Annotated in this window: 19 protein-coding genes and 4 pseudogenes; 2 read left to right on the forward strand and 21 right to left on the reverse strand. The window is 44.2% G+C overall.

Annotated features, from left to right (window positions below; translation table 11 throughout):
* Positions 1–69: 69 nt before the first annotated feature.
* From ACNOGP_RS19400 to ACNOGP_RS19415, 4 genes and pseudogenes are all read right to left on the reverse strand, one after another.
* Entirely contained in the window at positions 70–627 is a 558-nt protein-coding gene (locus tag ACNOGP_RS19400; RefSeq protein WP_005816230.1) for a DUF4411 family protein, read from the reverse strand.
* Positions 618–1,760 carry an ImmA/IrrE family metallo-endopeptidase gene (locus tag ACNOGP_RS19405; protein WP_007897423.1) on the reverse strand — a complete coding sequence of 381 codons (1,143 nt, stop codon included), beginning with the start codon at positions 1,758–1,760 and terminating at the stop codon, positions 618–620. The genes ACNOGP_RS19400 and ACNOGP_RS19405 overlap by 10 nt, the downstream gene beginning before the upstream one ends.
* A gap of 234 nt (positions 1,761–1,994) precedes the next feature.
* Positions 1,995–2,183: a hypothetical protein gene (locus ACNOGP_RS19410; RefSeq protein WP_005816226.1), complete on the reverse strand. Its 189-nt coding sequence runs from the start codon at positions 2,181–2,183 to the stop codon at positions 1,995–1,997.
* Positions 2,180–2,677: pseudogene (locus tag ACNOGP_RS19415) on the reverse strand (SIS domain-containing protein); the annotation flags it as partial. The gene ACNOGP_RS19410 and the pseudogene ACNOGP_RS19415, both read right to left, overlap by 4 nt.
* Before the next feature lie 139 nt (positions 2,678–2,816).
* On the opposite strand from ACNOGP_RS19415, the gene ACNOGP_RS19420 reads away from it, so the two are divergent.
* Complete coding sequence (locus ACNOGP_RS19420; protein ID WP_007664617.1) at positions 2,817–4,103, forward strand: IS1380-like element ISBaov1 family transposase; 1,287 nt, start codon at positions 2,817–2,819, stop codon at positions 4,101–4,103.
* A 153-nt stretch (positions 4,104–4,256) separates the two neighbouring features.
* On the opposite strand, the gene ACNOGP_RS19425 is transcribed toward ACNOGP_RS19420, so the two are convergent.
* Entirely contained in the window at positions 4,257–4,457 is a 201-nt protein-coding gene (locus ACNOGP_RS19425) for a hypothetical protein (protein WP_007837439.1), read from the reverse strand.
* Positions 4,458–5,465: 1,008 nt separating this feature from the next.
* Here ACNOGP_RS19425 and ACNOGP_RS19430 point away from each other — a divergent pair.
* Positions 5,466–5,918 carry a hypothetical protein gene (locus tag ACNOGP_RS19430; RefSeq protein WP_007664626.1) on the forward strand — a complete coding sequence of 151 codons (453 nt, stop codon included), beginning with the start codon at positions 5,466–5,468 and terminating at the stop codon, positions 5,916–5,918.
* A gap of 159 nt (positions 5,919–6,077) precedes the next feature.
* Here the strand turns inward: ACNOGP_RS19430 and ACNOGP_RS19435 are convergent, their stop codons facing one another.
* From ACNOGP_RS19435 to ACNOGP_RS19510, 16 genes and pseudogenes are all read right to left on the reverse strand, one after another.
* Complete coding sequence (locus ACNOGP_RS19435; protein WP_007897426.1) at positions 6,078–6,572, reverse strand: HD domain-containing protein; 495 nt, start codon at positions 6,570–6,572, stop codon at positions 6,078–6,080.
* A 37-nt stretch (positions 6,573–6,609) separates the two neighbouring features.
* Entirely contained in the window at positions 6,610–7,350 is a 741-nt protein-coding gene (locus ACNOGP_RS19440) for a class I SAM-dependent methyltransferase (protein WP_007897427.1), read from the reverse strand.
* Positions 7,331–8,200, reverse strand: coding sequence for a nucleotidyltransferase domain-containing protein (locus tag ACNOGP_RS19445; RefSeq protein WP_007897428.1), 870 nt, complete (start codon positions 8,198–8,200; stop codon positions 7,331–7,333). The genes ACNOGP_RS19440 and ACNOGP_RS19445 overlap by 20 nt, the downstream gene beginning before the upstream one ends.
* Before the next feature lie 22 nt (positions 8,201–8,222).
* Positions 8,223–8,477, reverse strand: a complete 255-nt coding sequence (locus ACNOGP_RS19450) for a DNA cytosine methyltransferase (protein WP_007897429.1) — start codon at positions 8,475–8,477, stop codon at positions 8,223–8,225.
* A gap of 690 nt (positions 8,478–9,167) precedes the next feature.
* The gene (locus tag ACNOGP_RS19455) at positions 9,168–10,523 is read right to left on the reverse strand and encodes an IS66-like element short variant transposase (RefSeq protein ID WP_007897432.1); all 1,356 of its coding nucleotides are present in this window, start codon (positions 10,521–10,523) and stop codon (positions 9,168–9,170) included.
* Positions 10,480–10,686: a transposase gene (locus ACNOGP_RS19460; RefSeq protein WP_008144451.1), complete on the reverse strand. Its 207-nt coding sequence runs from the start codon at positions 10,684–10,686 to the stop codon at positions 10,480–10,482. The genes ACNOGP_RS19455 and ACNOGP_RS19460 overlap by 44 nt, the downstream gene beginning before the upstream one ends.
* A gap of 54 nt (positions 10,687–10,740) precedes the next feature.
* Positions 10,741–11,091: an IS66 family insertion sequence element accessory protein TnpB gene (gene tnpB, locus ACNOGP_RS19465; RefSeq protein ID WP_007897433.1), complete on the reverse strand. Its 351-nt coding sequence runs from the start codon at positions 11,089–11,091 to the stop codon at positions 10,741–10,743.
* Between the two features lie 353 nt (positions 11,092–11,444).
* The gene (erm(G), locus tag ACNOGP_RS19470) at positions 11,445–12,179 is read right to left on the reverse strand and encodes a 23S rRNA (adenine(2058)-N(6))-methyltransferase Erm(G) (protein ID WP_418213525.1); all 735 of its coding nucleotides are present in this window, start codon (positions 12,177–12,179) and stop codon (positions 11,445–11,447) included.
* 12 nt (positions 12,180–12,191) lie between these two features.
* A pseudogene (locus ACNOGP_RS19475) lies at positions 12,192–12,620 on the reverse strand (CatB-related O-acetyltransferase); the annotation flags it as partial.
* A 40-nt stretch (positions 12,621–12,660) separates the two neighbouring features.
* A pseudogene (locus ACNOGP_RS19480) lies at positions 12,661–12,858 on the reverse strand (SIS domain-containing protein); the annotation flags it as partial.
* Positions 12,855–13,169 (reverse strand): annotated as a pseudogene (locus ACNOGP_RS19485) (hypothetical protein); the annotation flags it as partial. The pseudogenes ACNOGP_RS19485 and ACNOGP_RS19480, both read right to left, overlap by 4 nt.
* Positions 13,170–13,306: 137 nt before the next feature.
* On the reverse strand, positions 13,307–14,665 hold the full coding sequence (locus tag ACNOGP_RS19490; RefSeq protein WP_005816221.1) for an efflux transporter outer membrane subunit: 1,359 nt from the start codon (positions 14,663–14,665) through the stop codon (positions 13,307–13,309).
* The gene (locus ACNOGP_RS19495; protein ID WP_007837417.1) at positions 14,666–17,779 is read right to left on the reverse strand and encodes an efflux RND transporter permease subunit; all 3,114 of its coding nucleotides are present in this window, start codon (positions 17,777–17,779) and stop codon (positions 14,666–14,668) included.
* Positions 17,776–18,897 (reverse strand): efflux RND transporter periplasmic adaptor subunit, encoded by a 1,122-nt coding sequence (locus ACNOGP_RS19500; protein WP_005816213.1) that lies wholly within the window; start codon positions 18,895–18,897, stop codon positions 17,776–17,778. Before ACNOGP_RS19500 ends, ACNOGP_RS19495 begins: the two co-directional genes overlap by 4 nt.
* A gap of 43 nt (positions 18,898–18,940) precedes the next feature.
* Complete coding sequence (locus tag ACNOGP_RS19505) at positions 18,941–20,143, reverse strand: GNAT family N-acetyltransferase (RefSeq protein ID WP_008021343.1); 1,203 nt, start codon at positions 20,141–20,143, stop codon at positions 18,941–18,943.
* A 100-nt stretch (positions 20,144–20,243) separates the two neighbouring features.
* Complete coding sequence (locus ACNOGP_RS19510) at positions 20,244–20,816, reverse strand: UpxY family transcription antiterminator (RefSeq protein WP_007837407.1); 573 nt, start codon at positions 20,814–20,816, stop codon at positions 20,244–20,246.
* Positions 20,817–20,928 lie beyond the last annotated feature (112 nt).

Genomic DNA, 20,928 nt, shown 5'->3' on the forward strand with positions numbered 1-20,928 from the left:
ACAAGTGTTTTATTCACGAATATAATATGATTTCGTGAAAGATGTCATAAGATGATACTAATATCTATGCTATTTGTCAATAAAGAACCCGTTTCTATGCAGATATTCTGAAACGGTTAGTGTTCCAATCCCTATCTGCTCACACAACAAAGGAAGTTTCTTGAACAACTTACCGTCATTCTGCTGCCTTGTTTCCTCCGTCATTACTTGCATCTCTTCCAGATGGATAGCGTCCGAGTGTCGTACATTCAGTGCATAAATGATAATCTTAGCATCACCTGTTTTAAGGTATTCTTCCTTTTGCTCTATGTATTCTTCTTCAGTCAGTTCCTGCTTCTTCAGTCTTACACAGAAATTGTTGTCTATCATGTTGCTGAATCTCTCTGGGGCACATGGAAATAGATCCTTTGTCGGAATGACCAATTTCTTGTCTTTGAGGAAAGGCATCTTTTCAACTGCAATTCCTTTGGAGGTGCGTTTTGATTCATCCAGAATCACATCAAGTAGCATCAAATCCTTGCGGGAGAACGCCTCTTCCAGGAATGAGTACAACTGTCCGTCCTTATCCAAGGGAAGATAATTCTTGGCAATCATCACCAATGAGCATGTATCAACAACTATCGCCATAACTCCCTCTCAAAATTTGCTGGTTTGACATTGAGTCTCGAACAGAAAGTGGTCTCGTTGACCACTCCATTGAAATAGGCATATTGCATGGTTTTCAAGAATAGCGGAGAAATGATGGGCTTTGGTGTTCGCCCGCCTCTCTTCTCAGAGTTTTTCAACTTTTCCTGTTCCTCTCTTCTTCTGTATTCCTCTGCCAATTCACTCTTGACATTGCTGTAGCTCGAATAGCTGATTTTCCTGTCGATATACATCCTTGTATATAAGGCAAGACGGCTAATGTGCGTCCGTGCACTGATAGCCTTGAAGAGGTCAATGCAGTAGTCGTTACGGGAATCTACACATGCTATGTTAGCAAGTGTTTCTGCTTCTTGTCCCATAATGAACTGATATGCAAAATCATTGCACCATCTTTCGACATCACTGTATGAAGTCTGTGCCGAGATGTCCATCATGTCCACCGACTCCACTTCTTCAATCCCCAATAGACAATGCCCCAATTCATGCGCCAGAGTGAATATTTCTCGCTTGTAATGCTTATGATGCTTAAGCACTATCACATTGGGCTTAAGGTAAAAACCGTCAATGTTGGTTTTCTCTTTCTTGTTCCATGTCTCTATGTATTCAAAGACAAAAATGCCATGATCGGCGATTTTTTCTATCATCTTCACAAGAAACTGCCTATGATTGACAGTTTCCCCGGGATAAAAAAAATCTCTTGCACGTACGGCTACTGTCTTAGGGTCATCTTGTAGGGTGTAGTGTTCTATGTCAAACTTCACATCCAGTTGCGACAGTTTGTTGTATGCATCCAAAGCGTTTTTCAGACTCTCGAATCGGTTTACAGTACGGATCGACTCCAAGTTCAGCTCTGTTCCGAATGAGGTCTTGCGGAAGAAGATACTGCTGCTTGCATTGGTTGACAACTTAGAATAGTCTTGAAAGAAACTGACTTCTTTGTCGAATATCTCACCTATACGCTTCAACACCCCCAAATCAATAGAATCTCCACTGATGTCTGCGGCTCCTGTTATCCGTTTCCTGCCTTTGTTCAGAAGAGACAACAAGTCATCCACCGACATCTTGTATAATGCCAGCAGGTATTCTAAACGTTTCTTGTTAATCTCTACTTTCATATCAGCCTCGATTGAACTATTGTTGTTTTGATGCAAATGCTTAGGCACAATTTTGCGTTGCAAAATTACACATTTTCACTTAAATGGGCGAATTTTCATGCTGAATATCACTGGAATTTATGTTTATTTTGCTAAATCGCTACATTTCGCCACCAAAAAGACACAAAAATAGGACGAATCATCGACCCGTCCTTTTGTTTTTAGCCTTTTTCGTTCTAACCACAGCCTGCAATGTTATTCATCAACTGGTTCATCACTCGCATGTCTCATTTCGTAAACTGTCCATAAGGCTAACACACATTCAATGGCTATCACGGTAATGGCCGCAGTCATGCCCCACCAGTGGGCAATAAGCATAAAGATGCCAGCCTCAATGCACAACGCAAAGAGGATGGTAACAATAAGTGATAATATTCTATTCATTCTACGGTAACTGATTTAGCAAGGTTTCTTGGCTGGTCAACATTCCTATCCTTGTTGATGGCGATGTAATAGGCCAGCAACTGCAATGGGACGGAAACAACGAGAGGTGTAAGGCATTCGGGTACGTCGGGCACTTCAAGGCAATGGTCGGCGATGTCCTTCATTGCGTCATTGCCCTTGGTAATGATGGCGACAACCGTACCGCCACGCGCCTTCACCTGCCTTACATTACTGATTATCTTGTCATACAGCGAGTCCGTTGGAGCAATGACCACCGTGGGCATCTCGCTATCTACAAGTGCAATCGGTCCATGCTTCATTTCCGCAGCAGGATAACCCTCCGCATGGATATAGGATATTTCTTTCAGCTTCAACGCACCTTCAAGGGCGGTGGGGTAGTTGTACCCACGACCGAGATAAAGGAAGTTGCGGGCATAGGTGTATATCTTCGACAAGTTCTTGATTTTGTCAGCAAGTCCCAACACATCTTTTATATACCTTAATTCCGCAACACTATTATAAATATAACTTTTTAAGTACCTGAGCAACAAAAAGTTGCTCAGGATTTTGTCATGTCAGATTTTTCACCTATCTTAGTGTTGCAAATCAAAATATGTATCAAACCCGACAGACATGGCAAAGAAAGCAATAAAATCTGAGAAACTCACTCCTTTTGGAGGAATATTTGCAATGATGGAGCAATTTGACTCCACATTGTCATATGTAATTGACACAACCCTCGGTCTAAGATGCAGGCTGTATGGTTATCAATACAGCGAAATCATCCGTTCTCTCATGAGCATCTACTTCTGTGGCGGCTCATGTATTGAGGATGTCACAACTCATTTGATGCCCCATCTCTCGCTTCATCCGACACTTCGTACCTGCAGCTCTGACACTATCCTCAGAGCGATAAAGGAACTGACGCAGGAGAACATTTCATACACGTCAGATACGGGTAAGAACTACGATTTCAATACGGCTGACACCCTCAATACCTTACTGCTCAATTGTATGTGTGCAGCTGGTCAGCTGAAAGAGGGTGAGATGTATGATGTTGATTTCGACCACCAGTTCATAGAAACAGAGAAATATGATGCAAAGCATACATACAAGAAGTTCCTTGGTTATCGACCAGGTGTGGCGGTTATTGGAGATTTGATTGTCGGCATTGAGAACAGCGACGGCAACACAAACGTCCGTTTCCATCAGAAGGACACGCTGAAGAGATTCTTCGAAAGGTTTGAACAGAACAATCTTGTTATCAATCGTTTCAGAGCTGATTGCGGCTCGTGCTCTGAAGAGATCGTGGAAGAGGTTGCCACCCACTGCAAGACCTTCTATATCCGTGCCAACCGCTGTAGTTCGCTCTACAATGACCTCTTCGCTCTCAGAGGCTGGAAGAGGGGAGAAATCAACGGCATTGAGTTTGAGCTGAATTCCATTCTTGTAGAGAAGTGGAAAGGCAAGACATACCGGCTTGTGATTCAAAGGCGGAAACGGATGGACGGTGAGCTTGACCTCTGGGAAGGAGAATACACATACCGCTGCATCCTGACCAACGACTACGAGCCTTCCGTAAGAGAGATTGTCGAGTTCTATAACCTCCGCGGAGGAAAGGAGCGCATCTTCGATGACATGAACAATGGTTTCGGATGGTCCAGATTGCCCAAATCCTTCATGGCAGAGAACACAGTGTTCCTTCTTCTTACAGCACTTATCCGTAACTTCTACAAGGTCATTATCCAAAGACTTGACGTAAAGAGGTTCGGACCCAATAAAACAAGTCGCATAAAAGCGTTTGTCTTCAGATTTGTCTCTGTACCAGCCAAATGGATCAGAACATCAAGGTGGTATGTGCTGAATATCTATACCTGTAATAATGCTTACGCAGATGTATTCCAGACTGATTTTGGATGACGACTACAACTTATGGGTATGATACTGCGTATTGTCTCAAGTCGCATTGTGGGGTAAGGGGGTATTGTAGGCAGAAGTGGGTATTTCAGCCTCAATTTATCTAATAATTCAGTAATGAGAGAACGTGTACACGTAAATAGGACGATGAAGGACTTAGTTGCGGATTTGAGGCTTATGAAAAGCGTATTGCTTTCTCAATACATGCCGTTCCTCTTCGCTCAGCGACAGGAAATAGGCTTTCCATCCCGGACAGAAATTGATGTGCCATCGCCAAAAACGACCCAACAATGACTTGGGTGAACGGTCGTATCGCCGCCTCAGTGGGCACTGCTGACAGTTATGTTTCTTTTCCAATACTTTATCTATTTATCTTTCGTAAAACTCTCGTGGCAAAAATAAGGATTATTTTCAGTGATCAAGCACACAGTTCATTAAAAAAGAGAGGATTTGCTAAGATTCAGAATAACGACGAGCCATCGACCCCAACGGGAGTCGAACTTCAAGTAACCGCACATGATACAATGTGCGGGTCGAAGTGCCTTCCCAATCCACGACCCCAACGGAGGTCGAACCTTTCTACAGATTATATGGTTCGACCCCGTTGGGGTCGGATGTATAGGAGTCATCTGGCCATCCGCAAGTCTTTGACATTGCGGTTAACGGGGGTGAGACCCTTTTCAGGGTCTGTTTGTTTGCACACCTTCATTCTACATAAACGGCTAAATTCAAATATTAAAAGCGTTTACATATTGCAACGTATTTATCTGTTATGCTCCTATTAAATTGTTCTATATCCTTATACTTTTCAACTAAATCCTTTATCACAGGCGCATTTAAATCGACGTTTAGGGTATATTGAACAAAAGCACGTAGCATCTCATAATTATAATTTACTCAAGTTTCGGATTTAGGTTGAGAGGATAGATTTGGGCATAAAAAAGGCTTTGAGGATTTCCGTATGTCACGGAAATTTAGTAATTTAGAGGTGCCCAAACAACTAATTACAATCACTCAAAGCCATGAGCAAAATTACAAAAATTCCATCGGAGATCCGCAACTTTTTCACGGGAAAACGAATCAATCCCGCATTTTCCAAGTTTATGACCCTCCTTGAGGGAATGAGGATTTCAGACAAAGATCTCGGAGGGAAAAAACGTGAGAACTGTCAGCTTACCAACCTTCAACTTTTCCAGATCATATTGATTCTGCCGTTTATGGCCGTCCCGGGTTTTTCTCATTATGCCGGATCGTCAATCTCGAAACTGTTCGGGGGTAAGAAGGACCTACTCTATTCGTTTATGGCCAAGGACAATATAGACTAGCAACATCATCTGGCACATCGCCTGTCATCTCATCAAGGCCGTGACCATAAGGAAAGACTATCAAAAGAGCCATCTTCCGGCAGTGCTTATTGTGGATGATTCCGACCTGCCGAAGACCGGATTGAGGATGGAGTGTATTGGCAAGATATTCTCGCACGTGTTTCAGCGGTGCATTCTCGGCTACAAGCTGCTGGCCCTGTGCTGGAGCGACGGCCGCTCTCAATTTGTCGTGGACTTCTCGATTCACGGCGAGAGAGGGAAGGTCGATGGCAAGGAACAAGGTCTTACGGCCCGGCAGCGCGAGAGGCGCTACAACCGCAAGCGTGACAGAGACTGCCAGACCGAAAAACGCAAGGAAGAGTATTTCGTATCCAAGCTTGAGCGCCTGAAGAGCATGGTGAAGAGACCATTGGAGGATTGTTCGCCGATATATATGAAGGCGTACACGAGCTCACCGTCGTGGAAAAGATCTGGTCAATCATTATTGATGTAATAGCAATCGTGGCTGAGATTTTTACCATTGACGAGAACGAATTGATGGAGCAAATTATACGGGATAACCGCAGGTTCAAGGCCATGCAACTGATCGCTCAGACTGCATAAAACCTAAATCCGAAACTTGAGTAAAATACATAACTGTAATAATCTACTACTAATCTAAAATAAAGCGATTATAAGCTATCCTTTTTCCTGTGTTTGTTTTAAAGTTTTCACCTATACACTTTTTTATCTTTTCCTGTTCTTTTTCTTTATCCATAACCGTTAAATTTTCAAGCAAATCAGCTTCCCATTGTATTTGAAAATCAAGTCCATCAATTTTAGATGGAGTATGATGGTTGCCTATTATAAAGCATATTCTATCAATATTTTTGTTATAGCCTACCTTTTTTAATATTTCTTTCGCTACTGCTGGTCCTTCCTTTTCTTGATAGACACCATCAATAGAACCGTATTTTTTTTGTGCTTCAACCGCACCAATATCATGTAGTATAGCAATAATACTGATGAATTCTTTTTCTTCCTCTCCGATATTTTCTCCGTTCATTATATCTTCTGCATTTTTCAAAACTTTAAGAGTATGCTCTATGCCAAAAGGAATTTCTTTGAATACTTCTTTCATCTCTATAATAATTTTTTCTTTAAACATAAATTACCTCCATTTATACCTTATAGGTGTTTTAGTTCTATCTATCCATTTTTTTGTTGGCCGCTACAATCAGCATCATGGGACGGCGCATTTCATCCTGCATCCCCGGAATATCCATCATGTTTTCCGGCGGCTGCGGCTCCACAATCTGATTTATTATAAAACCATTTGAAAGCAGTGTATTTAGATATGTGGTCAGTGTTCTATGATATTTTGTAACCTTTTCTCCCAAAAACACAGCTGTCCGTTTGCCCTCATAATAATAATTATCCACCGGAAAATGCAGTATTTCTCCTTTTTCGTTATAATGCCAGTCTTGTGTTCCATAGGCAGTAAAAACAGGATGTTCAACCGTAAAAACTAGCTTACCACCAGACTTCAGTATTCTATATATCTTTTTTACTAAAATCTCATAATCTGCTACATAGTGAAACGCAAGTGAACTTAATATTACATCAAAACTCTCCTCTGGGAATTCCACATCTTCTATAGCACAGCATTTATATTCAACCTGTGGAAAATGTGTTTTTTCTTTGGCTACCTCGAGCATTTTATGAGAAATATCAACACCTACAACAGAAGAAGCACCGTGTTCCATCGCATAAATACAGTGCCATCCATAGCCGCATCCTAAATCAAGCACACGCTTATCTTTAAAATCCGGCAGCAGCTTTCTCAATGTTTCCCATTCTCCTGCACCGGCTAGTCCCTGCTGTGAGCGACTCATTTGACTGTATTTTTGAAAAAATATATTATCATCATATTTGTTTTCTTTCATCTGAATTCCCCTCGTTTAAAAAGTTATTTATCTCCGTTGCAATTTTTTTCACTTCTTTATAAAGCTTCTCGGTCATATCGTAGCATTCAAAAAGTGAAAGACCGAGTACTTCAAAAATATGATTAACCCTTTCGGCATATTTTTCAGGTTTATATTCAAAAGTTTCAAGCAGTTTTATAGCTTTCTTTTCGTTAATGCAATAAGCATTATTGCATGCAAATAGTACTTGATTTAAGCATGAAATAATACGAAAAACATGGCCTGCAATATAATATTTATCCTCTGCTCCCGCATTTGCTTTTACAAACATTAAAGAGAACTCTGCTTCAAATATAAAAAAGTTTATCAAGCTCTTCTTTAGAGCACCAGGGTAAATTTCTGCCTGATTTTTTAATTCGCATAAGCTTTCATTCTTAGCATATTGTATCTTGCTGATCGCCAATTCTCCACGATACATAGCACTTATATAACCATGGGGATGCCCAGTCTGATAATTGGCAGTAACAATTCCTTGCTCCGTATCTTTGATTATTTGTTCCACCCGTTTTATATCACGTAAAATCAAGTCAACATGATACCCGTTTATAACTAACCATCCGCCGCCATTAACCCAATCCCCCCACGCTCCGGGAGGTACAACAAGGTCGTTTCTATTCTCATCATCCAATTCTGTAGCAATTTGATTAATCGCTGTCAGGTCAAATGATTCTGAATTGTAATAGATTCCGATATCTATATCAGAATCCTCTGTATGGGTGCCTCTTGCACGTGAGCCCCCTAATACAATGCCTTCTATGCAAGGCAAAGAAGATAATTTCTCTGTTACTATTTGAATTACATTATCTACCATACGAACACACTCCTTTTATCGATTAAAGACAAAATACTTTCTTTCCGTAGTTCTTCGGGAAGTAATCCTTCCCGATCTGCCAAACATACTGGTCGATTTGCTTCAAGCTAAATTTATCCAAGCCATAGAAGGCACGGAAATCAATCAGTATATAAGTCTGAGCTGCTTCTTTCATAACCTCATTTGCAAATACAACCTTAATCCCGGGTCGTTCAAAGCCTACATCCATGCCACCGGCTCCGGTAAACAGGGAAACGGCTATAAGTTTTTTACTCATTTTCAGACTTCTCCTCATCGTGGATTTTAAATATTAAGCAATGCTCTTTTGAGTCCAAATAAATATCAAACTTTGTTTTTCCTTTTTCGACCCCTAAATTGGAGATTACCGACTTCGGCAAGCGAACTCGCATGTCCTGCTGCAAAAGATAGGTGTCTAAGTATATTCTCTCATCCATATCCCATTCTCCTTCTAGTGATGGACTAATTTTACCCTATTTTTAGTCTAAAATCAATCGGTTTGCTACTCTGGACAGTATAATAATATCAAGCCATCTGTACCAAAAAACGGACTTTAACCTGACAATAGTCCTATTGTCTCAATCGTCAAAAAAGTAGTTTCTTGTCTCAACCTATCAAAAGGCAGACTATGACGCTATTGTCAAAACACGAAAAAAGGGATCCCAGGAGACTGCCAAAATCGGCAAATCTCTCGAAATCCCTTTATTTATAGGCTGTTTTAGGACTTTTTTACTGATTCCTTGACAGAAGAACAACCGTCTCCACATGGCTTGAGAGGACAGAATGAATGTCATTTGAGTACGTCCGTTCTCGGAAACATATCCACTTCGCTTTTGGCACTATCGGTATACGGGAACATATCCAATCTCTCTCTGGAATGTATGTAAGCGCCCAATAACGAGGTATATTGAAAATCTCCAAAGTCACTCGACTTTGGAGATTCTTTTCTTTATTTACAATCTGCTTGTACAGTTTCTGACCATGGCAAATAAGCTTCTAGAGCTGCTTTTTTTGCGAAAGACTCTTCATTTGGCAACTTCTCCAAAAGATAGGTGAGATATTTCTCTGAGTCTAAGCCATTTCGTTTGGCAGTTTCTAAAAGTGACAGGATGATCGCGCTAGATTTGGCTCCTTCAAAACTTTGAGAGAAAAGCCAATTCTTACGTCCCATGACTAATCCTTTAATCGCACGCTCAGCCAGATTATTGGATAATACTAAGGAACCATCTGTTAAAACTGTTTTAAATGTTTCCTCATATTTCAAGGCATAGGTGATCGCACGGCCTAACTTCGATCCTGGGAGCACTGATTGATTGCGACACCAATCAAAGAACGTTGTCATCAATGGCGCTAATCTTTCTTTGCGCTTGCACAATCTTTCAGCTGAAGGCAGCTCAGCCCAAGAGGCTTCTAGTGAAAACATCTGGTCACAATAGGCTAATCCCTTGCGCCCCAATGACTGCTTATCTGCCTGTTTCGGCGTTGCTTCAAAAAATTTTCGGCGTACATGTGCCCAACAACCTACTAACTTTGCTTTAGGTAGTTGGCGATACGCTGACCACATATCACAGTGAACATAGCCATCATATTCGCCGAGAAATTCTTGAACAGCTAAGCCACTTCTGCGTTGATCATGATGATAGAGCGTGATTGGCTGTGCTGCTTGTTTTCCTGACAGGAATGTCCAGTAATAAGTCAAGGGAGTCTCATTTTCTAAAACTCTATAAGCTGTTTCATCCGCATGAAGAAGGTCTTGTGTTAATAATTTTTCGTGTAGTAGCTCATAGAGCGGTTCGAAATAATACTGACTAGACTTGATATGCCAATTAGCTATCTCCTTACGGCTAATCGGTAGCCCCATTTTCTGCCAATCCGCTTCTTGTCGATAGTTTGGCACTTTCAGTGTGAATTTCTGATGAATGGTGTGCGCAATAATAGAAGCTGAACCAAGACTATGCGCCAAGGGCGCTTTGGGTACAGGGGCCTTGATGATTTTATCTGTCGCATTTTTCTTGCTACAGGCAACACACTTATAGGCATGCTGAATATGATCCACTCGTTTTAACTGTGCAGGAACATAGATTAATTCTTGTCGTTGCACACACGAGCCGATTTCTTTTAACCTTTCATGACAATCTGGACAGGTACAAGCCTCTCCCATCAATTCATGGTGGATGACCTCTGGTTTAAATTGCTGAAAAATGGCTTGTCGTTTGCCTTTCGCTTTTTTCCGACGATAAGTAATGGTTTCTTCTTCTAAGTTACCTGGGACAGTCACTTTCTTCTTCAGGCAGTTCCACGTCATCAAACAGGCTCAATTGATTCTGGTTATAGTCACGCTTTTCAGAGGATTTACCATAAAGTTTTTTGGTAAGGTAAGCGACTTGTTCACGTAAAAGCGCAAGTTCATTAGACATTGCTTCAATTGTTTTTGTCAGTCTTTCAATCGTTTTTTCTGATGATGACATCTTCGTTAACTCCTCAAGATTTTTCTTTATTATACGCGAAAAAAAGCCGACATTTCAATAGAAATGACGACTTTGACTCTCTAAAATTTTAGGTGTAATAGAAAATCCTTTCATTAACCATTCGACTTGTTCAGGCGTTAAAGCCTGAACTTCCGTAGTATTTCTTGGCCAAGTTAGTTGTCCATTTTCAAAACGTTTATAAAGCAACCAGAAGCCTTCACCATCCCAGTAGAGGGCTTTAAATCGATCACTTTTTCCACCACAAAAAAGAAAGACGGATTTTGAAAAAGGGTCTAAAGCGAATTGTGACTGAATGAGGTAAGCCAGTGAATCGATTCCTTTTCGTAAATCCGTTTTCCCACAAACAATGTAGACGGGCCCCAGATCACTTAAGTTTAGTCCCATAAGCGAACACCTTCTCTAAAATTTCATTTCGTTGAGATACGTCAAGTGATGAGAAAAAGCTGAGCTCAATCGATCCCACTTTACAACGAAGTAAGAGCTCATTTTTAGTTCGTTGTTTAAAGTGTTGCGTGCCAGTTTTGGGCATCGCTAGAGGGACAATGGGTTGTTTCATCATAAAAAACCTCCAATCTTCTGTTTGAATACAGTATAACTGGAGGACTAGATAGATGCGATACACCTTGTTATTGGACGCTTACGAATGTATACCATACTTTTAAAAGGCAGAATAGCATTTTAACTTATGCTACCCTACCTATAACTAAACATTTACAGTTGCATGTGGCCTATTGTTTTTAGCCGTTAAATATTTTATAACTATTAAATAGCGATACAAATTGTTCGAAACTAATATTGTTTATATCATATATTCTCGCATGTTTTAAAGCTTTATTAAATTGTTTTTTTGTAAACAGTTTTTCATACTCTTTGTTAACCCATTTCATTACAAAAGTTTCATATTTTTTTCTCTCTTTAAATGCCATTTTTGCTGGCTTTCTTTTTAATACAATTAATGCGCTATCCACTTTAGGTTTTGGATGGAAATAATACCTAGGAATTTTTGCTAATATAGAAATATCTACCTCTGCCATTAACAGCAATGCTAGTGATCTGTTTGTATCTAATAACCCTTTAGCAAAACCATATTCCACTATTAAATAACTTATTGTGGCTGAACTTTCAAAAACAATTTTTCGAATTATATTTGTGCTTATGTTGTAAGGTATGCTGCCAAATATTTTATATGGATTGTGGCTAGGAAATGTAAATTTCAGTATATCATCATTTACTATTTGATAGTTAGGATAATTTAAGAGCTTATTACGAGTTACCTCACATAATTTAGAATCAATTTCTATCGCCGTAACAAAATTACATCTCTTTACCAATTCAGCAGTAAAATGACCTTTCCCTGCACCTATTTCAAAGATGTTATCTTTTTCATCTAAACTTATGCAATTCATTATTTTTTCTATGTGATATTTTGAAGTAATAAAATTTTGACTATCTTTTATATTTACTTTGTTCATTAGAAAACCTCCTTAATTTATTGCATCTCTTTTCGAATATTTATTCATTAATTCCTCTAACCCTGCTTCGGATGTTAGAATTTCAAGATTATCAAATATTTCCTCTCCGCTCCAGTTCCACCACTCTAGCTTTAGTAAGAATTCAATCTTTTCGTCACTAAAGCGTTTTTTGATAAACTTAGCTGGATTCCCACTATATATTGAATAGGGTTCAACACTTTTCACTACTGTTGAATTAGCGGCAATAATCGCACCATCACCAATTATAACACCTGGCATAATGGTTACATTTTGACCAATCCAGACATCATTACCAATCACAGTATCTCCCTTAAAAGGAAGTTGTTCTATTGTAGGAGTAACCTTTTCCCATCCACAGCCAAAGATATTAAAGGGATAGGTTGTGATTCCATCCATTCTATGATTTGCACCATTCATAATCCTTAATTCCGCAACACTTTGATTTAACTTTATTTATAAGTTCCTGAGCAACAAAAAGTAGCAGCATCAGCACCGTTACCTGTCCTGTAAAAGCCTTGGTAGAAGCCACACCTATCTCAGGTCCTACATGGATGTATGTCCCGGAATCCGTATTTCTTGGGATAGAGGCACCCACGACGTTGCAGATGCCATACACAAAAGCCCCCTTGCTCCGTGCCAACTGTATGGCGGCAACGGTTCCGAGCGGTCATACTTCCTTTGTAACTCCATACACTTCTCAAAGGAGAAGTCGGATGCCTCAAAAAGAGGCTGGATAAGGTGGGCGCATTCGTTCAGCAGTCCCTTGACGATGTGGATGTTCATCTCGTGGCAGTTTCGGCAAATTGCACTGTTGCAGTTGATATACCGATGACTGTTGATGAAGTCATCCACATAGCGGTCATACCGCTTGCCATTCAAAATCACATCCTGAAGATAGAGTTCTCTCGCTTCTAAGAGTAACTCAAACAATTCTTCTGCTACATCCTGTTCGGTAGCGAAGTGGGTCAGGTGTTGCTTCTCTTCAAAAAAAGAGAAGACTTTTTAATTTGTTTTTGCATACTAAATTACTTATTTATAAGTTTATGACGACTGAAATATAAAAATTACACAACATGGTTCAGTATTAGGTTATAATTCTTGTAAAGTTACATTCCTCCTCCCAACGCATGGTAAAGTTTAATTATACTTTGTATGCGTTCAAAACGAGTTTGTAACTGTTGCACTTCCGCTTCGAGAAGAGACTGTTTGGCGGTCAGCACTTCCAGATAGGTGGTATTGGAATGACGCATCAGCGATTCTGTCTTTCGCACAGCGTCGCATAATGTTTCAACCTGCCGAGCATTGATTTCAATTTGCGATTTTGCCGTCTGCCATGCGGTCAGAGCATCGTTCACTTCCTTTCCTGCGTTCAGTAATGATTGCCGGAACAACAGTTTGGCTTCTTCCTGACGGCTTTTGGCTATCTTCAAGTTGGCGATGTTTACGCCCCGGTTGAATAACGGCTGTGTCAGGGAACCGATGGCATTAAGTAACCATTGTCCGGGATTTACGATTACGCCACCGCCGTTATTAGTCCATCCAAGAATTCCCGAGAGGGTAATATTGGGATAGAAGGCGGCACGGGCCGCATTGGTGGCGTAGAATGCTTGCGCCAGTTCCATTTCAGCCTGACGCACGTCGGGACGGTTGGAAAGCAGTTGCAAAGGGACTCCGATCGAGACAGTATCGGGGAAAGCAGCCTCGGCCAGATCACTTCGTCCAATCGAGTGTGACGGCATGGCAAGTATCGCAGACAGGGCGTTTTCTGTTTCGGAAATACTCTTGCGTATGGATAACAGGGATGCTTCGAGTCGCATCACGTTCGCCTTTGCCTGCAATACGCCAGCCTCGTTTGATTTCCCCACTTTTTTCAACGCTTCAAGAGTGCGTACGGTAGTCCGCCAGTTCTCCAAAGTCCGGTTACTTATTGTCATTTGTGCGTCAAGCATGGCAAGGGTGTAGTAACTGTCTGCAATAGTGGCGACAAGCTGTGTCTGTACGGCCTGCCGGTAGGCACGGCTTCCTTGTAATGCGGCGGCTGCGCCACGCTTTGCCGCCGTAAGTTTGCCGAAGATGTCCAGTTCCCAGCTTGCCGACGCTCCCACATTATATGTCTTTGCCGTTGCTCCGTCATGTTTATTGGCATTACCTTCGGCAGTCAGTCCCAGTGATGGAAGATATGATAGTCTGGCAGTCATCAGGACGGCTTCTGCCGCTTCCACGCGTAACCGTGCCACATTGAGGTCTGCGTTCCGTTCAAGTCCGGTTTCAATCAAGGACTGGAGTTTCGGGTCGGTAAACATTTCCCGCCACGACAGGGACGCGATGGTCATTGTATCAATGTCCGCCGGCATGTCCCGATACAGATTCTCCGTTGAGAGGTCAGGGCGATGATACCGGCTGTATGTGCCACAGCCGGCAAGCATCCATCCCGACAATATGATATATATTACTGTCTTCTTCATTTAATTATGCTTAACACGTTCTTGGATATATTGGAATACAATAAACAATGACGGCACAAGGAACAACAGAGCCAAAGTACCTACAATCATTCCACCGATTACACCTGTGGCAAGCGAACGGCTGCCGTTGGCACCCACTCCGTGCGCCATCATCAGCGGGACAAGACCGAACACCATGGACAACACAGTCATCAATATGGGGCGCAGGCGGACTTTTGCCGCACTGTATGCCGCCTGTGCCAGCGTCATGCCTTCCGACCGCCGTTTACCGGCGTATTCGGTAAGCAGGATCGCTGTCTTGGCAAGCAGGCCTATAATCATGATAAGTCCGGTCTGCATGTAGATGTTGTTCTCCAGACCGAAGAGCCACGCAAACAGGAAACTGCCCATCAGTCCGCAAGGCACCGACAACAGAACCGCGAAGGGTATGAACACGCTCTCATACAAGGCGCACAGAATCAGATAGACCAGAACCATGCAGAGCAGGAATATAAGCGTGGCATTGTTGGTCGTCTTGCTTTCCTCACGCGAAATGCCGCCAAACTCGTATGTGTAATTTGACGGAAGCACTTCACGTGCCGTCTCGCCGATGGCTTCGAGCACCTGCCCCGAACTGTAGCCCTGAGCCGGAGACCCGCTAATCGAGATGGCGTTGAACAGGTTGAAACGGGTGAGGTCTGACGGGCCGTTGGTCTTGGTCAGGCGCACGAACCGGCTCAAAGGCGACATGCCGCCATCGGTGGCACGCACATACATGTGGTGCAGGGATTCCGCATTCACACGATATTCCGCCGGAGCCTGCATGGTCACATGGTAGAGCTTGGAGAACCGGTTGAAGTCGGAAACATATTGTCCGGTATAATAGCCCGACAATGTGGAAAGCACATCTGCGGGCGACACACCCGACTGTTCGCATTTGGCGGCATCGATATCCACCCAGTATTGCGGATAATCCGTGGCAAAGGAGGAATAGACTTCGCCGATTTCGGGTCGCTGCGACAAGGCTTCGACAAACTTGTCTGCCTCTTCCTTGAAGGCGGCGATGTTTCCGCCCGCCTTGTCCTGCAAATAAAGCTCGAAACCGTTTCCCATGCCGTACCCGGCAATCATCGGAGGCGACATGGCGAACACCGTGGCATCGGGAATATCCGAAGTGGCGGCATAAATCTTTCCGATGACATCATTGACCGACTGCCCCTCTCCCTTACGCTGCTCCCAGTCTTTGAGTGTCACGAAATACATCGCCTGCGAGGGACCGGAACCGCTGAAAGAGAAACCGGCGACCGCACCGCTGTATTCAATCTCGCCGATGCTGTCGAGACGGCTGTTGATACGCTCCATCACCTTACTTGTCTGAGCCATGGATGTGCCGGGCTTCGTGTTCATGCTCACCATGACCGTCCCGGTGTCCTCTTCGGGAATAAGTCCCGTCTTTGTGACATTGACCAGCAGCACCAGCAACCCGAAAGAAATGCCTATGATGCTCCACAACAGCCATCGGCGATGGATAATGAACATCACTCCACGTACATAGCGTCGGCTCAGACGGTCGAAGACGGCATTGAACGCTTTACGGAAACGGGCTGCAAAATTGTTCTTGGTGTTGCCCTGCTCATCGATATAGGGTTTCAGCAGCAGCGCGCAAAGTGCCGGTGAGAGTGTGAAGGCATTGACTGCCGAGATTCCCACGGCAACAGCCATCGTGATACCGAACTGCGTGTAGAACGCTCCCGAAGTCCCGCCCATCATGGCAACGGGGAAAAACACTGCCATAAAGATGATGGTAGAGGTCAGGATAGCCGACGAAACGCCTTTCATGGCATCATCAGCCGCGAGAACCGCAGACTGATAGCCCTCGTCGAACTTCGCCTGCACCGCTTCCACCACCACAATGGCATCATCGACCACAGTTCCGATGGCAAGCACAAGCGCGAACAGGGTGAGCAGGTTGACGGAGAAGCCGATCATGGACATCACGGCGAACGTACCGATAATGGAGACGAAAATGGATATCGTAGGAATAAGCGTGGACTTAATATCTTGCAAAAATACATATACCACCACGATAACCAGAAGTATCGCTTCAATAAGTGTCCGGATAACAGAATTGATGGAAGCATACAGGAACTTGTTGGTATCGGTAAGCACCACGAATTCCGTCCCTTCGGGCAAGTCCCGGCTGAGGTCGTCAAGCACTTCGTGAATCTCCTTGATGGTGCTTGAAGCATTGGACCCGGCTTTCTGGTTGATGAGCATCATGGCTGCCGGATGCCCGTTCACTTCGGAGGAATAGTTGTAGTATTCATCGCCCAGTTCCACATCGGCAACCTCCTTCAGCCGAAGCACATTGCCGCCCGGCAGTGACTTGATGACCAACTCACCGAACTCTTCCGCGCCGGACAAGCGTCCGCGGTATTTCATCGTGTATTCATTGGCGGTAGGATGATTGGCACCGAAGGAGCCGGTGGCGGCCTCGATGTTCTGTCGTGCGAGTACGGTGGATATGTCATCGGGGATAAGCCCGTATTGCGCCATCTTGTCGGGACGCAGCCAAAGTCGCATGCTGTAGTTGGAACCGAACAACTGTGCCTTTCCCACGCCGCTGATACGTTTCAGCCTCGGCTCGACATTGATTTTCACGTAATTGTTCAGGAAGGTCTGGTCGAAGCGGTCATCGGGCGAATAGAGCGCGAAAGTCATCAGTTCGGCATTCTGCTGCTTTTCAGTGGTGACACCGGTCTTGGTGGCTTCCGCCGGAAGCTGGCTCAGCGCGCCGTTCACGCGGTTCTGCACGTTTACCGCCGCCATGTCCGCGTTGGTTCCCTGCTTGAAATAGATGTTGATGGAAGCATCGCCCGTATTCGATGCCGTGGAAGTCATATAGGTCATGTCTTCCACGCCGTTGATGGCTTCTTCCAGAGGGGTTATCACTGCCTTCTGCACAGTTTCAGCGTTTGCTCCAGGATAAGTTGCGAATACGTTGATGGTCGGAGGTGCGATGTCGGGGTATTGTTCCACCGGCAAGGAAAACATGGAAATCATGCCCAACAGTACAATCACCACCGAGATAACGCCCGAAAACACCGGGCGGTCTATAAAAAATCGCAGGTTCATTTCGTTTCGTTTTTAGGGGTTATGCTCATGCCTTCTCTCACCAGTCCCACGCCTTCGGCGACAATGGTGTCACCGACCGAAAGACCTTCTTTTACGATAAACCGGTTGCCGTCGTTCAGGCGGTCCACCGTGAGATAGGCGGCTTCCGCCTGTCCGTTTTTCAGACGGTAAGCGATAATCTTGTCCTGCAGTTCCACGGTGGCGGTCATGGGAATGGTTACGGCCTCCGTTTTCGGGTTTTGAAGGATGACATTGCCGATGCTGCCACTCAACAGTTCGCGGTCGGGATTGGGGAACAGGGCTTTGATTTGTACCGTTCCGGTAACAGGATCCACCACGCCGCTTACGGTTTCAATACGTCCTTTCGCCTTGTACAGGCTGCCGTCGTTGAGTTGCAGGCCCACTTCCGGCATCCCGGCTATCATGCTGTCAATCGAGCCATAGCGAGCCAAATATCGCCGTAGCATATTCTCCGAAATGGAGAAATAGGCATACATCTCCGCATTGTCGGACACGACCGTGAAAGGCTGTGCCATATTGGGACCGACAAGCGCACCGATGCGATAGGGCAATGTGCCTACTACTCCGTTGCTCGGGCTTTTGATTTCCGTATAGGAGAGATTGTTGCGTGCATCCGATTCTTGTGCCTTTGCCTGTTCGAGTTCAGCACACGCCACTGCCAGTTGGTTCCGGGCGAGAGAAAGCTCGTAGTCGGATATGACCTTCTCGTCAAACAATGCCTGCTTGCCCCGCAGCTCGATTCTTGCCGTTTCCACTTTTGCCTGTGCCGCGCTGACATTGGCCTGCGCCGTGCGTAATGCCGCCCGATAGGGCACTTGGTCAATTACAGCCAATACTTGACCGGTCTTCACCCGTTCACCCTCTTTCACTTTCAGACGGATAATGCGCCCGGATATTTGCGGCAGGATGTCCACATCCTGCCGTCCGCGTATGGCGGCGGAATAGGACTCGGAGATTTCCACCGGACTTGCCGCGACCTTTATGACCCGATAACTCTGCACCGCATCCTGCTTGCCGTCCGCCTGCCTGCATCCGGTCGGCAGGAACAGCATGAGAGCAAATGCGGCGAAATTCGTGATAATGAATTGCTTGTTCATATTTTCTTCTTGTTTTGTATTAATTCATAATAGGTTTGGTGTGTCACCACTGACGGATGGTATTCCACTCTTTTTCGAGAATGGCATAAACACAGGTATCTTCATATTTTGGGGAGCCGTCAGGATTGTTTACGAATGTCACAAACTCTTTGAAACATCCTTCGCGGCGCATACCAAGACGTTCGCATAAGCGTTTGGAGCGGATATTGTCATCTTCCACAAATCCATAGATACGCCGTGCGCCCGCCTCTCGGAAAAGATAATCCAACAATCCGGCTGCCGCTTCACAAGCGAATCCTTTGCCTTCAAAACGTTTGTTGAAATGCCACCCCACATTATAAGTGTCTTCATTCTCACGCAAAGCGAACACGTCACCGATAATAAAGTCATCTTTTTTCAGACTCACCGCATAGCGCAGCATGTCTTTCGGGGAATACTGCATATATGCCCATGCCGCCTCTCTGGAACAAAGGCGGTCTCCGGCAAAGCAATTCACACGCGGATGGGAAAGATACTCCAACAACCCTTCGGCATCCTTCTGTTTGAAATTTCGAATGATAATTCGTTCGGTTTCGATATATATTTCCTTGTAATAATAAAATGGTATGAGTACGCCCAAAGTAGCGAAGGCAAGCATGGCATAGAGATACTGGTGGAACCAGATGAAGGTCATCCCGTAGAACAGGAAGGCAATGCTGCACAGCCCAGAGGCCAGTCCGTCGATGCCGTCGATGAGGTTGATGGCATTGATGATGAAAACCGTAACGAAAACGGTGAGAGGGATGCTAATCCACGACGGCATGGAATGGATGAACAGCATTCCGTGAAGGTCGGACAGTTCCACTCCGCCAGCCACCAGCATGATGCCGCAGACTATCTGGATAAAGAACTTGGCACGGTAGCGCACACCGATAAGGTCATCGGCAATGCCGACAAGGTACAACATGATGATGGCGCAGAAGGCGTATGCCAATGGCAACGCTTCTGCGCCTATTTCCTTAAGCAGCTCATCATGTCCGGTTGAGACATTGACCGCCAAAAGCAGGACAAAGGAGAAGAACACTACGGGCTTGAAGGCCATACCGCCAAGGCGAGGCACTACACACTGATGTATCTTCCGCTCGTCCGGCTCGTCGAACAGTCGCCTGCGGAAGGCGATGAGCAGAATCTGCGGTATCACGATTCCTGCGAAAAACACGCACAGGAAGAATACCGACAGGATGTTGACAATCCAAATTAAACTCATTCTCTATCTAACTTTAATAGGCCGTTTGTGTCGGTCTGTCCTGTACTAATCCCTCTGTATCAATCAATTCGGGGGGGGGGTAATTCGTGTTTCCATAATCTCAGTCTATGATTTGAATATATTCCGGCTTCACCTCAGCTGAAACCGCCAGTAGGTCGGGAATAATGACGACAAGCTGCCGACCTCTCTTTTTTGCCACTTTTATGAAGTAGCCCTCCACCTGGTCGAACGGTCCGCCATGTACCCTTACTCTTTTACCTTTTTCAATGTTGATTTTATCTTTTTCCTTGTTGATTTCGCTGATTTTGTAGAAGTGTACCTCTTCATCTGCCTGCTTGCACACCTTGATGAAGTTGGTCATGTCTTCATCAGGTACAGTCAGATAGACAAGTTCTCCGCCACTTTTCCATGTGACAAACTGTAGGTCGTAATAATAATTGTGTTTGAAATCAACAATCTTCTGATGACTTGCATGCACAAACACCAGACTATGGATGACGGGTACCATGAAAAAGACTTTCTTGCCCTTGACAGTGCGAAGGACTTTCTGCTTGGGTATGAAATACTCTAAGCCATACGTTTCATTAGAGAGCCGATCTTCGGCAGTATTCTCGTTCTTGTAGACCCGCATGACATACCACAGTATCTTATCCTTGTCCAATACATTCACCATACTGTTTTGACATGTGTTTTTTGAGAAAAGAACGTACTCATGGTTCATCCCGATATGCGTATCGGTCTGTATATCAGCAACTTTCTATGTGTTTCAACTACAATAGTCATCT

The organism is Bacteroides difficilis, from assembly GCF_048319815.1.
Classification (GTDB): domain Bacteria; phylum Bacteroidota; class Bacteroidia; order Bacteroidales; family Bacteroidaceae; genus Bacteroides; species Bacteroides zhangwenhongii.

Coding starts and splice junctions, on each gene's coding strand:
- ACNOGP_RS19400 (WP_005816230.1), bottom strand. CDS start 627: ATGGCGATAGTTGTTGATACATGCTCATTGGTGATGATTGCCAAGAAT.
- ACNOGP_RS19405 (WP_007897423.1), bottom strand. CDS start 1,760: ATGAAAGTAGAGATTAACAAGAAACGTTTAGAATACCTGCTGGCATTA.
- ACNOGP_RS19410 (WP_005816226.1), bottom strand. CDS start 2,183: ATGAATAGAATATTATCACTTATTGTTACCATCCTCTTTGCGTTGTGC.
- ACNOGP_RS19420 (WP_007664617.1), top strand. CDS start 2,817: ATGGCAAAGAAAGCAATAAAATCTGAGAAACTCACTCCTTTTGGAGGA.
- ACNOGP_RS19435 (WP_007897426.1), bottom strand. CDS start 6,572: ATGTTTAAAGAAAAAATTATTATAGAGATGAAAGAAGTATTCAAAGAA.
- ACNOGP_RS19440 (WP_007897427.1), bottom strand. CDS start 7,350: ATGAAAGAAAACAAATATGATGATAATATATTTTTTCAAAAATACAGT.
- ACNOGP_RS19445 (WP_007897428.1), bottom strand. CDS start 8,200: ATGGTAGATAATGTAATTCAAATAGTAACAGAGAAATTATCTTCTTTG.
- ACNOGP_RS19450 (WP_007897429.1), bottom strand. CDS start 8,477: ATGAGTAAAAAACTTATAGCCGTTTCCCTGTTTACCGGAGCCGGTGGC.
- ACNOGP_RS19455 (WP_007897432.1), bottom strand. CDS start 10,523: ATGACGTGGAACTGCCTGAAGAAGAAAGTGACTGTCCCAGGTAACTTA.
- ACNOGP_RS19460 (WP_008144451.1), bottom strand. CDS start 10,686: ATGTCATCATCAGAAAAAACGATTGAAAGACTGACAAAAACAATTGAA.
- tnpB (WP_007897433.1), bottom strand. CDS start 11,091: ATGGGACTAAACTTAAGTGATCTGGGGCCCGTCTACATTGTTTGTGGG.
- ACNOGP_RS19490 (WP_005816221.1), bottom strand. CDS start 14,665: ATGAAGAAGACAGTAATATATATCATATTGTCGGGATGGATGCTTGCC.
- ACNOGP_RS19495 (WP_007837417.1), bottom strand. CDS start 17,779: ATGAACCTGCGATTTTTTATAGACCGCCCGGTGTTTTCGGGCGTTATC.
- ACNOGP_RS19500 (WP_005816213.1), bottom strand. CDS start 18,897: ATGAACAAGCAATTCATTATCACGAATTTCGCCGCATTTGCTCTCATG.
- ACNOGP_RS19505 (WP_008021343.1), bottom strand. CDS start 20,143: ATGAGTTTAATTTGGATTGTCAACATCCTGTCGGTATTCTTCCTGTGC.
- ACNOGP_RS19510 (WP_007837407.1), bottom strand. CDS start 20,816: ATGGTGAATGTATTGGACAAGGATAAGATACTGTGGTATGTCATGCGG.